The sequence below is a fragment of the Anaerovorax odorimutans genome (genome assembly GCF_024459955.1).
Classification (GTDB): Bacteria; Bacillota; Clostridia; order Peptostreptococcales; family Anaerovoracaceae; genus Hominibacterium; species Hominibacterium odorimutans_A.
Genome location: NZ_JANFXK010000027.1, coordinates 1 through 11898 on the forward strand (window position 1 = coordinate 1; position 11898 = coordinate 11898).

9 protein-coding genes are annotated in these 11898 nt (G+C 49.7%); 4 read left to right on the forward strand and 5 right to left on the reverse strand.

Going from position 1 to position 11898, the window contains the following annotated elements:
* Nucleotides 1-192 (reverse strand): hypothetical protein (locus tag NE619_RS16505; RefSeq protein ID WP_256133570.1); only part of this gene is annotated, 192 nt, incomplete at its 3' end.
* A 542-nt stretch (nucleotides 193-734) separates the two neighbouring features.
* Nucleotides 735-1454 (reverse strand): SanA/YdcF family protein, encoded by a 720-nt coding sequence (locus tag NE619_RS16510; RefSeq protein ID WP_256133571.1) that lies wholly within the window; start codon nucleotides 1452-1454, stop codon nucleotides 735-737.
* A gap of 209 nt (nucleotides 1455-1663) precedes the next feature.
* On the opposite strand from NE619_RS16510, the gene NE619_RS16515 reads away from it, so the two are divergent.
* Nucleotides 1664-2734 carry a branched-chain amino acid aminotransferase gene (locus tag NE619_RS16515; RefSeq protein WP_256133572.1) on the forward strand — a complete coding sequence of 357 codons (1071 nt, stop codon included), beginning with the start codon at nucleotides 1664-1666 and terminating at the stop codon, nucleotides 2732-2734.
* Nucleotides 2735-2955: 221 nt separating this feature from the next.
* Nucleotides 2956-4167: an ATP-binding protein gene (locus NE619_RS16520; protein ID WP_256133573.1), complete on the forward strand. Its 1212-nt coding sequence runs from the start codon at nucleotides 2956-2958 to the stop codon at nucleotides 4165-4167.
* 21 nt (nucleotides 4168-4188) lie between these two features.
* Here NE619_RS16520 and ilvA read toward each other — a convergent pair whose 3' ends face one another.
* Entirely contained in the window at nucleotides 4189-5394 is a 1206-nt protein-coding gene (gene ilvA / locus NE619_RS16525) for a threonine ammonia-lyase (protein ID WP_256133574.1), read from the reverse strand.
* Between the two features lie 189 nt (nucleotides 5395-5583).
* Between ilvA and NE619_RS16530 the strand changes: the two genes are divergently transcribed.
* Both NE619_RS16530 and NE619_RS16535 read left to right on the forward strand, forming a co-directional pair.
* Nucleotides 5584-6777, forward strand: coding sequence for an ATP-binding protein (locus NE619_RS16530; RefSeq protein WP_256133575.1), 1194 nt, complete (start codon nucleotides 5584-5586; stop codon nucleotides 6775-6777).
* 166 nt (nucleotides 6778-6943) lie between these two features.
* Nucleotides 6944-8578, forward strand: a complete 1635-nt coding sequence (locus tag NE619_RS16535) for a hypothetical protein (RefSeq protein ID WP_256133576.1) — start codon at nucleotides 6944-6946, stop codon at nucleotides 8576-8578.
* A gap of 74 nt (nucleotides 8579-8652) precedes the next feature.
* Here NE619_RS16535 and NE619_RS16540 read toward each other — a convergent pair whose 3' ends face one another.
* Together NE619_RS16540 and hisD are read right to left on the reverse strand one after the other, a co-directional pair.
* Nucleotides 8653-10140 (reverse strand): APC family permease, encoded by a 1488-nt coding sequence (locus tag NE619_RS16540; RefSeq protein ID WP_256133577.1) that lies wholly within the window; start codon nucleotides 10138-10140, stop codon nucleotides 8653-8655.
* Nucleotides 10141-10505: 365 nt separating this feature from the next.
* Entirely contained in the window at nucleotides 10506-11780 is a 1275-nt protein-coding gene (hisD, locus tag NE619_RS16545; RefSeq protein WP_256133578.1) for a histidinol dehydrogenase, read from the reverse strand.
* Between the last annotated feature and the right edge of the window lie 118 nt (nucleotides 11781-11898).

Below are 11898 nucleotides of genomic sequence, written 5' to 3' on the forward strand. Positions count from 1 at the left end.
ACTTTCCTCAACAGATAGCACAAATTGCAGCCGATGTTGTAGAAAAAAATCAAATACCTTTATTTTACATTTTTCCCGCCAGCTTTTCACTCTTGTCAGCCGCACAATTACCTTATTCCCCAACAAAAAGTGGCTATCTATATTTTTATCAACATAGCTGCGGGTTTTGGAGAAATGTTGAACCTTTTCCAACGTTTACAGTCTCCGCACCCGGCTTCCGGGCTGTCTCGGCGCCCCGCAGCCTGCCGGACACCCTGCAACCCCACAACTTTCCTCAACAGATAGCACAAATTGCACCCCTTGTTGTAGAAAAAAATCAAATCCCTTTATTTTACATTTTTGTACTTGCATTTCGCTCTAGCAGGTCGCGCAGTTACACTATTTCCCAACAAAGAGTGGCTATCTATATTTTTATCAACATAGACGCGGGTTTTGGCGGAATGTTGAACCTTTTCCAACGTTTACAGTCTCCGCACCCGGCTTCCAGGCTGTCTCGGCACCTCACAGCCTGCCAGGCACCCTGCAATCCCACAACTTTCCTCAACAGATAGCACAAATTGCAGCCGATGTTGTAGAAAAAAGCAAACTCCCTTTATTTTACATTTCTCCCAACAGCTTTTCGTTCCTGTAAGCCGCATATGAAGCCGCACCAATCTGCGCAAAATCCCTCAATCCTGGCCTTTAATCGCCGGTCCTGGCCGGAGACTCCGATTCCATGGGCAACACAAAATCCCTCAATCCTGGCTTTTAATCCCGCTGCCGCTGATGGGGATCGTGTCGCCCAGATAGGTGGGCTCCGGTTTGAACAGCCATTTGACAAAATCCTTGTCGCGGGCGGCAATCTCCCGCAGATCGCGCATTTTCTGTCCGCGGTAGGTAGTCTGGTCGGCGGCTGCTCCCCAGGCGTCAATGCCCATCTTTTCGCAGCCGTACAGGGCTCTGTACTGATGATAGCCCTGGGTCACTACAATGACCCGTTCAACCTCAAAGATCGCTTTTGCCCGGTACACGGAATCATAAGTTGAAAAGCCGGCGTGGTCGAGAAAAATATCTTTTTTCGGCACCCCTGCTTCCAGGGCATATTCCTTCATCACATTGACTTCATCATAGCGAACCTGTCCGTGGTCCCCGGACAAGAGCAGCTTCGGCGCCGCTCCTGCCTTATACAGTTTGATTGCCACATCCAGCCGGTCCTGGAGCATATAGCTGGGAGTTCCGTCCCTGCGCACAAGAGCGCCCAGCACCAAAATGCAGTCCGCATCCTTTCCTTTCAGCGCGTCCATGTCGGCCTTCGCGATTTCATTGCTGTTATCCGATACAGTGCAGAGAATTCTATCATCCGTGGACTTTACCACGTACCCGTTGATCCCCAGTATTCCCGCGGCCATAAGCACCACCAGAACCAGGATCGTCAGCAAAACCTTTTTCCACACTTTCATCTTCTTTTTTTCCATTTTACACACACTTTCTGGTACAATAGACATGTTAACGGTTGTAAATATTATAACAGGTATGTAAAACGGATGAAAGTCTGTCTAAGTTTTTCAATTTTTGTTTATTTTTCTAAAAATTATAAGCATAAATTGTTGACAGTACACAAACAATGACCTATTATAGAGTTGTTAACAAAGAGATACATATAATATAGAAGGAGAACGGTAAAATGAAATATGATTTTCCAGTAACAAAGACTACAAACCCAAAGGCGAAACCGAACCCGGATACCCTCAGGTTCGGAGTGGATTTTACAGACCACATGTTCATCATGGACTATGAAGAAGGCAAGGGCTGGCACGATGGCAGAATCGTCCCTTACGCCCCCCTTTCTCTGGACCCGGCAGCCGTTGTTTTCCACTATGCGCAGGAAATGTTCGAGGGACTCAAAGCCTATAAGACAAAAGCAGGCAGAGTACAGCTGTTCCGTCCGGACATGAACGCCAAGAGAACCAACCGCACCAATGACCGGCTCTGCATCCCGCAGATCGATGAAGAACTGTATGTGGAAGCCATCAAAGCCCTGGTACATGTGGATGCTGACTGGATACCGGAAAAAGAGGGCACATCCCTCTACATCCGTCCGTTCATTATCGCTGATGAACCGTTCCTCGGCGTAAGACGCTCCAATCATTATAAATTCATCATCATCCTCAGCCCGGTAGGACCTTACTATGTAGGCGGACTGACACCGACCAAGATCTATGTGGAAGACAAATACGTGCGCGCTACCGACGGCGGCACCGGCGAAGCAAAATGCGGAGGCAACTACGCAGCCAGCCTGAAGGCTCAGGAAGAGGCTCATGCCAAAGGCTACGAACAGATTCTGTGGCTGGACGGCGTGGAAAGAAAATATGTGGAAGAAATCGGCACTTCCAACGCTTTCTTTGTCATTGACAACGAAGTAATCACCGCACCTCTCGACGGCACGATTCTTCCGGGAATCACCAGGGATTCCGTTATCGCTCTGCTGAAAAAACAGGGGATCAAGATCACGGAAAGAAGACTGACCATCGACGAAGTCGTTCAGGCTTATAAAGACGGAAAGTTCCAGGAAATGTTTGCTTCCGGAACCGCCGCGGTTATTTCACCGGTGGGCGAGCTTTGCTACAAAGGCGACAAAATGGTAATCAACAATGGCGAGATTGGCTCTATTGCTCAGAATCTGTACGACACGCTCTACGGAATTCAGACCGGAGCTGTTGAAGATACCATGGGCTGGACCGTAGAGGTTAAATAGTTAAATAGATTTTTCTAAAAAAGATTTATAAACGGCCAGGGACTCAGGACGACAGATATATGTTGCCGTTCTGAATTTCTGGCCGTTTTTTTGTTCTGCGGCATCCGTCATTTGTAATTATATCCGTAAAATCATTAAATCATTTATATTCTTACGAATATAACCGTATATCTATTGTATTTTTTACAGGAATTTGGCATAATAATCATGGAGGTGATGAAATGATACCCAGACCGCATTATATAAAAAAAATCATGCCCTACATGGACGCGCCCTTTGTAAAAATATTGACCGGCATACGCCGCTGTGGAAAGTCCACCATTATGAAAATGCTGATGGAAGAGATCAAACAGCTAGGCAAAGCAGAAGACCAGCTTGTATATTATAGCTTTGATTCTTTGGAGCACGAGGACCTCAGATCTGCCAAAACTCTGTTTTCCCATCTGAAAAAACAGCTTTGCAAAAATAAAAAGACCTACCTGTTCCTCGACGAAATCCAGGAGGTAGAGTCTTGGGAAAAAGTTGTAAATTCGCTGATGAGCGACTGCGATGTGGATATTTATGTAACCGGCTCAAACTCCCGCATGATGTCATCGGAAATATCCACCTATCTCACCGGAAGATACGTAGCCTTCCGTATTTTTCCGCTCTCCTTTTCCGAATATCTGTCGTTCCGCAAAGGTTACGCGCAGATATCCGATCCCCATGAGGAACTAGCTTCTTATCTGCGGCTGGGCGGGTTTCCTGCTGTTCATCTGCAGGCGTATACAACGGAAGAAGCGTATACCATCGTAAAGGATATTTACAATTCCACAATTTTTACCGACATCGTAAAGCGCAGCCAGATTCGCAAGATTGATCAACTGGAACGTATCGTAAAATTCGCCTTTGACAACGTAGGCAACACCTTCTCCGCCGCGTCTGTCTCCAAATATCTGAAAAGCGAACGGCGGTCCATTGATAACGAAACAGTCTACAACTATCTCAAAAAACTGGAAAGCGCCTACATCCTCCACCGCTGCGACCGCTACGACATTCAAGGAAAAGAACGATTAAAAACACAGGAAAAGTTTTACTTGGCTGACTCTTCACTGCGATACAGCGTACTTGGATATTCGCCGGACAGCACTGCCGCCATGCTCGAAAATCTGGTCTATCTGGAATTGCTTCGCCGCGATTATCAGGTCCACATCGGCAAACTGGGCAATGCGGAGATTGACTTTATCGCAGCAAAGCAAGGCAATAAGATCTATGTTCAGGTAACGCAGGAAATCGGCTCAGCCAAGACCGAGGAACGCGAATACGGCCGGTTGCTCGATATCCGGGACAACTACCCAAAATATGTGCTGCGGGCCGACTCCTTCGCAGGCGGCAATTACGAAGGGATTCAAACCATGCATATCGCGGATTTCCTTTTGAGTGACAGTTTTTAAGAAGAAACCCGCGCCTTCCTGTTACACACGCTCATTAACCAGCTCAAAGCCCTCCTCGGTCAACTGCTGTTTAATCATCTCCGCCTGGGCGCTGTCCCTGGTTTCCATGACTACCTTCAGGAAGCAGCTGTTAATCGCCATGTTGGGATCGCTGTTATCGTGATGTACGGCAACCACATTGCCCCCGCAGCGGCTGATTATTGTGCTGACGCCCACCAGCTGCCCCGGCTTATCCATCAGGGCGATGGTCAGGGTATTTCTTCTGCCGCTCATAATCAAACCTCGGGTAATGACCCGGTTGAGGATGTTCACATCAATGTTTCCACCGCTGACCACGCAGACCACTTTCTTGCCCTTCAAGGGAATCTTATCGAACATAACGGCCGCCACCGATACGGCTCCAGCGCCCTCAGCCACCAGCTTCTGCTTTTCCATGAGCGTAAGAATGGCTGTTGCGATTTCATCCTCTGTCACCGTAATCATCTCATCCACATATTTGCTGACCAGCTCGTAGGTCTCATCGCCCGGAAGCTTCACTGCGATTCCGTCGGCAAAGGTATCCACGGCTTCCAGCTCCTTTTTCTCATGAGCCCGGATGGATTCATACATACTGGGAGCCCCAGCCGCCTGAACGCCGTAAATCTTACATTCCGGTTTCAGCTGCTTGATGGCATAGGCCACGCCGCTGATTAGGCCTCCTCCGCCCACCGGCACCACGACCGCGTCCACATCGTCCAGCTGATCCAGGATTTCCAGGCCGATGGTTCCCTGGCCGGCAATCACGTCCACATCGTCAAAGGGATGAATGAAAGTGTAGCCCTTTTCTTTTTGCAGCTCAATGGCCTTGTTGTAAGCATCGTCATATGTATCGCTCACCAGGCAGACTTCCGCGCCAAAGCTCTTTGTCGCCTCCACCTTGCTGATGGGCGCGCCGTCCGGCATACAGATCAGAGATGGTATATTGTTCTTTTTGGCCGCCATGGCCACTCCCTGCGCATGATTTCCCGCGCTGCAGGCAATGATGCCCTTGGCCTTTTCTTCATCGCTGAGGCGGCTTATCTTATAGTAAGCGCCCCGCACCTTAAAGCTTCCCGTGGTCTGCAGGTTCTCGGTTTTCAAATATATCTGATTGTCCGCGCTGAGCGCGGGAGCTAAAATCAAATCGGTCTTTCTCACTGCGTCCTTCAATGTGAAGGCGGCATGATAAATTCTGTCAAGCGTAAGCATGATCTGCCCTCCTTTTTTCAATAGCAGGCCCTGTTTTCGGCCTTTGTGCCGGCGGTTTTCCCAAGCCCCCGGAAACGTTATGTATCTATTGTAAAGCTTTTCTGCCGATTTGCAAGAGCTTTCAATTTGCAATCGGCGGATTTTTTCATTATAATAAGGTGAAATCTTTTAAGAACCGAGGAAAGTCACATGAAGAAAAAACTTGCGGAGCTGAATATTAAATTAAACTCGCTGGTCATATTCCGGAATCTCCTTGAAGATCCGGTGATCGCCAATTTTCAGATAATGGCCGATGCCATTGAGGAGAAGGATCTGACGCATCAGATAAGTGCCTATTGCCAGTTCACATCCTCCCTTTATCAGAGCACGTCCAATTTCAGCGTCTACATCAATACGCTTTTACTCAACGATGAAAACTTCTACGTAAAGGACAAGGCCCGCGGCAGCCTGATTGCTCAGCCGGTGGAAGACTGCCTGTTTTCTGAGCTGGATATCCTGCAGGAGCTTTCGGGAATTACCTCCGAGTCTATCAGAGGGCTGATCAATTATAAGGGCTTCCTTCCCGATTGGGAGAACACAGTCTTTGATTTCCGCTACGATTACCAGGAGCGAATTTACAAACTGCCATATACGGGCTACGGCGTGTATTCCAAGTATGCCGTTTTTCACCTGCAAAACGGCGGCATCGTTCCGGTAAAGCACCCGGACGGGCAAAAACTGGAGGAACTGTTCGGCTACGAACGGGAGCAGGGGCTGATTATAAAAAACACAGAAGCGCTCATTTCCGGAGAGGGAGCCAGCAATATGCTCCTGTACGGCGACGCTGGCACGGGCAAGAGTTCTACCATCAAAGCGGTCTGCAACCACTATGCTTCCAAAGGGCTCCGTCTTCTGGAGGTAAAGAAAAATGAGATCTACCGGATTCCATATATTGTAGAGGAGCTTTCCGCCAATCCGTTGAAGTTCGTTATTTTTATCGACGATCTGAGCTTCACCAGCAATGATGACAATTTCTCCGCTTTGAAAGCAATTCTGGAGGGAAGCGTTTCTGCCTGCGGAAAAAACATTGCCATCTATGCCACCAGCAACCGCCGCCATCTGGTCAAGGAAACCATGGGCGACCGGGCCGGCGACGAGCTCCACATCAACGATACCCTCCAGGAAACCATGAGTCTGGCCGCACGATTCGGCCTCACCATCACTTACCAGCGTCCGGATAAGGAAGAATACCTCTCCATTGTAAAGAATCTTGCGAGGGATTACGGCGTGGATCTGCCGGAAGAAGAGCTGTTCAAGAAAGCCGAAATCCACGCTCTGCGCTGCAATGGCAGGAGCCCCCGGGTAGCCAAGCAGTTCATCGAGCTGCAGAAAATTGGAATCTGATATGCTGGATTACTCCGCACCTCAAAACCGCTGTGCAGACCGATTGGCTGCCCAGCGGTTTTTAATTTTCTTTTTAGAATAACACGTTCATTTCTCACAGTTTCCACCAGAACTACACATTATTCCGTTACAATGATCCCATCACCTTAGAAAAGAGGAGGTCATGATGGGTACATTCAAAAAAACCATTGCAGTTTTTTCTGCCTTTCTTCTGCTGACGCTTTTGGCGGCCTGCAGCAGCAAAGATGACGAGGCCTATGGAAAAATAACAGAAATCAGCGATACGGAAATAACGATAGAAACGGGGGCTTATGAGCCTCCTGCCAAACCTGAAGGGGAGAGCGGCAGCGCACCTGCCGGTGAATCGCCTTCCCAGGAGAAGGAACAGGGTGGTGCTCCGCCCCAGGGGATGGGCGGCTTCACCTCTGACGGCGGTTCAAAGACCTATATCCTTTCCGACAATATTGACATTACCAATTTGAAGGAAGGCGTCCTTGTCAAGCTGACTCTCAATGAGGATACTGTAACCGCTATCGAAACGATCCAGCAGCCAGACGGCGGTCCTGCCGGCGGCGCCGACTCAGAAACAGGCACCGCTAAGGCCAGCGCCGCTTATACTGTGAGCGGGGGAAAGCAGAATTCCGAAAACAAGGATTATGAATCGGAAGACGCCAACGTCAGCGCTGTGCTGGTACAGAATAAAGGAAGTCTCACCCTTACCGGAGGGACGCTCACCAAATCCGGCGACACCACCGATGATGATGAAAGTAATTTTTACGGACTCAATGCGATTCTCGCTGCTTCAGGCGGCAGTAACGTCTCGCTGGACGGAACGACGCTTACTTCCAGCGCCGATGGTTCAAATGCCATCTTTGCCACTGGCAAAGGTTCAAAAGTAACTGCTAAAGACTTTACCATATACACCACCGGGGACTCATCCAGAGGGCTGGATGCCACTTACAAGGGTACCATCGTTGCCTCCGGCGGCAATATCACTACAAAAGGTTCCCACTGTGCGCCCATAGCCACTGATCGGGGAGAAGGAACTATCCAGGTGAGCGATACTTCCGTCAGCGCGGAAGGGGACGGAAGCCCCTGTATTTATTCCACTGGCGATATAACGGCCACCAATGTTACCGGAAACGCTACCGGCAGCCAAATTGTCGTAGTAGAGGGAAAAAACAGCATTACTCTCAAAGACTGTATTCTGCAGGGTGCGGGAAAAAACGGCATTATGCTTTATCAGAGCACTTCCGGAGACGCCGCTCCGGGGCAGGCGATCCTCAATGCCACCGATTCTACATTGACGACCACCTCCGAAGGCCCCATGTTCTATGTAACCAATACGGACGCGGCTGCAACCCTTGAAAACACGAAGCTTTATTACAGCAGCGACATCCTGGTGAACGCTGCCGGCAATAACACCAACAACTGGGGCAAAGAGGGCGAAAACGGAGGAAACTTTACCCTCACCGGAGTCTCTCAGAAATTTGAAGGTAATATAAAATGCGATAAGATCAGTACCGTTGCTCTGAATCTTACGGAAAAAACTTCTTTTAAGGGCGCGATCAATTCTGCGGATACAGCTAAGTCCGCTTCCATTTCTTTGGATAAATCCAGCACCTGGACCGTAACCGGCGACAGCTATGTGACAGCGATCACCAATAAAGACGCGGCCTGCAACAACATCAAATCAAAGGGATTTACGGTCTACTACGATAAAGATAACAACGCCAATAAGTGGCTGAATGGAAAAACGCTCTCTCTTTCAGGCGGCGGAAAATTAACGCCGGCTGCATAATACCAGAAAAAAGACCCGCCGCATGGGCTGCAGAATTCTGCGTTCCCCGCGGTGGGTCTTTACTTTACATTGGTTTATACAACAAACGGAATCACATAAATCAGAATCGCAATTACCACAGCAATGGCAACCACCGTTCTCCAGATTTTAAACTCCTTATCCATCTTAGCCTTTTCCGCTGCCGGCGGCTCTTCATGGGCCACGATCTGCGCTTTCAGATCCTCATCGCCCGCCTTTCCGTATTTTGCCTGGCAGATGAAGAAGATCACCAGACCCACCGCGCACCAGATAACTCCGGTCCAGAAGGCTTCTCTGTCCAGCTGGGTCATCATAATGATGTAGATGATCGCGCTGACAGGAACACCCACCTGCCAGAGAGGCGCTTTATAGGGCCGTTCCAGATCCGGCTGACGCTTTCTCAGCATGCCGCAGGCAATGATGCCGATTATGTAATAGAACAGGTCCGCAAACAAGCTCAGGGATGCGATGTAGATCATGGAATTGGTCGCGATCAGCAGCACGGTCAGGATTCCCAGAACCAGAATCGCCACATAAGGCGTCTTGTATTTGGGGTGTACCTTGGCGAAAAACTTCGGCATCGCACCATCGCGGGCCATTGTGAAAAGATATCTGGGCGGCACGGAAATACTGGAGTTCAAAGTTGAAAAATCTCCGCCAAAGGCGATGCCCGCAGCCAGCATAATCAGAGGAAATCCCAGGATTCCCGCGATGGTCATGGCCTCAGCGTACGGCGCGGAAGCCTCTGCGATGGCCGGAAGCTCTCCGGTCGGCACGATTCCCACCAGGAACCATTGGAACAGCGCGTTAACAGCAAAGACGATAAATGGCGCCAAAAACAGCGCTCTCGGGATATTGATGTGGGGATATTTGATCTCTTCTCCCATGGCGCAGCAGGTTTCAAATCCGGCAAAGCACCACCAGATCAGAGCTACCGATCCGATGAAACCGCCTGTGGAGAAGTCCACATAGTCCGGGAGCTGAACAAAATTGGACAGGCCCACGTTGGGGATCATAATCAGGAACCAGATGATAGCCACTCCCCAGAAGAAAAACATAAATCCATTTTGCAGTCTGCCTGTGATTTCAACACCGCCGACACTGCATACCATGAAAACGATAACCGCGATACATGCGATAATCACGTCACTGGTGCTGCCTCCCGGAATCTCCAGTCCCAGTGCTCCCAGAAACGTTTTAAAATAAAAGCTGAAGGCCAGCGCTTCGCCGCTGGTAACCGCCACCAGGGAAATGATAAAATTCCAGCCGGCAAGCATGCCAAAAGGCCTGCCGATCCCCAGGGACGCGTATTTATAGGTACCTCCGGCATAGGGCAGCGCCGCGCCCATCTCCGCGTACAGCAGCGCCGGGTATATGCTGATGAGCATTGCCACAAAGGTCGCGATGATTACGGCCGAGCCCATCATCCCCACCACGTTGGCTCCTGTGGTAAACAATCCTACTCCCACTACCGTACCCACAGTAATGGTAACGGCCTCCTTCATTCCAAAGGTCCGTTTGAGCATACGGTTCTCTTGTTCCATTTTTTCTCTCCTCTCGTTGTAAAACTATTATATCGCCCGGCGGCCCAACCACTGTTTTCCCCATTCCCTGCATCGCTAAATATCAACAGCTGCAAGAAAGCGACACGATTTTGATAATTTGACAGTGATTTGGAAAAATAAGAACGGCTAAATATCAATGGCGAATATCCAATCACGCTATTTTGATAGTTTTCCCAAAATATTTTCATATTTTTCGCTAAAAATATCATCTAGCCTCTAAACAATTGGATATTATGACATTCTTCCTTATTTTCCAATGACAGCCCGGGCAGAATTATCACTTTTTCGTTTTTTTCCGAATTTGTTTGATATTTCTTCCGGATATAAGCCGCCTAACGCGGCATTTACTCCTTCTCCATTCGAATTTCCGCAGCGCGGGCGTGGCCGGTGAGCCCTTCTCCCCTTGCCAGATTGGAAACCAGCGGAGCAATATTCATCATGGCATCCCTGGACATACTCTGATACGTACAGATTTTCAGGAAAGTTCCTACCCAGACGCCGCCCGTATATCTGGCTGCTCCCAGAGTCGGCAGCGTATGGTTGGTCCCGGACGCGTAGTCTCCGAACACTTCCGCCGTATTACCGCCCAGGAACAGGGACCCGTAATTGCAGAGAGACTCCGCAACCTGATCGATCTTTTCCGGGGCCACATTGACTTCCAGATGCTCCGGTGCGTAATTGTTGGCATATTCCACCGCTTCATCCAAGTCCTCCGCAATGAGAATTTCCCCGAAATCCTTCCAGGAGCTTCTGGCAATCTCTTCCGTATCCAGCGTGGGAAGCTGCTGCTCCACGGCTTCCAGAACTGCTCTGCCCAGCGCTTCATCAGTGGTGACCACCAGTCCCTTGGCTTCCTTATCGTGCTCCGACTGAGCCAGCAGGTCAGTGGCAATGATATCCGGATCAGCCTGCCCGTCAGCAATGACCAGAACCTCGCTGGGGCCAGCCACAAAATCAATGCCCACTCTCCCGTAGCACTGACGCTTTGCCTCCGTTACAAAGCTGTTTCCCGGTCCTACGATCATGTTGACCGGCTGAATCTGATCGGTCCCGTAGGAAAAGGCTGCGATTGCCTGCGCGCCGCCCAGCGCGTAAATTTCATCGATCCCCGCCACATCCATAGCAACCAGGGTCTTGGGATGGATCTCCGTAGTACCCTTGATAACCGGCGAACATGCGGTGATCCTGGAAACCCCCGCCACCCTCGCCGGAATTCCCAGCATCAGCGCCGTGGAATAGAGGGGATATCCGCCCCCCGGAACGTAGCAGCAGCAGGACTGGACGGGAATGACCCGGTGCCCCAGTTTGATCCCCGGAGCCGGCGAAAAGTCTTTCAGGCTGCCCACAGTCTCCTTCTGCGCTCTGGCAAAAGCTTCAATATTGGCAGCTGCCTTTTTGATGTCCGCCAGATCCTCCGGCGATACCTTCTCATAGGCCTCCTGAATCTCCTGCTGAGAAATCCGCAGAGACTGCCTCCTGCATTGGTCAAACTTCTCATTATATTCAATCAGAGCCTGATCTCCGTTTTTCACAACATTATCTATGATTTCGCCCACTGCCTGCCTGAGAGCAGTACGGTCAGCTTCTGTTCTCTTTTTACAGCTCTTTAATTCTTTCATGCTTTTCCTCCCCTTTTATTTATTACTTTACCATGATACAGTATCGAGTGGACTATTTGTCAAGCGGTATATTGCCTCAGATTTTTGCAAACCTTGAGTATACTCCAGATTTATGATA

Bases quoted from the DNA above. Each gene is read 5' to 3' on its own strand.
- NE619_RS16510 (WP_256133571.1), bottom strand. From the start codon at position 1,454: ATGGAAAAAAAGAAGATGAAAGTGTGGAAAAAGGTTTTGCTGACGATC.
- NE619_RS16515 (WP_256133572.1), top strand. From the start codon at position 1,664: ATGAAATATGATTTTCCAGTAACAAAGACTACAAACCCAAAGGCGAAA.
- NE619_RS16520 (WP_256133573.1), top strand. From the start codon at position 2,956: ATGATACCCAGACCGCATTATATAAAAAAAATCATGCCCTACATGGAC.
- ilvA (WP_256133574.1), bottom strand. From the start codon at position 5,394: ATGCTTACGCTTGACAGAATTTATCATGCCGCCTTCACATTGAAGGAC.
- NE619_RS16530 (WP_256133575.1), top strand. From the start codon at position 5,584: ATGAAGAAAAAACTTGCGGAGCTGAATATTAAATTAAACTCGCTGGTC.
- NE619_RS16535 (WP_256133576.1), top strand. From the start codon at position 6,944: ATGGGTACATTCAAAAAAACCATTGCAGTTTTTTCTGCCTTTCTTCTG.
- NE619_RS16540 (WP_256133577.1), bottom strand. From the start codon at position 10,140: ATGGAACAAGAGAACCGTATGCTCAAACGGACCTTTGGAATGAAGGAG.
- hisD (WP_256133578.1), bottom strand. From the start codon at position 11,780: ATGAAAGAATTAAAGAGCTGTAAAAAGAGAACAGAAGCTGACCGTACT.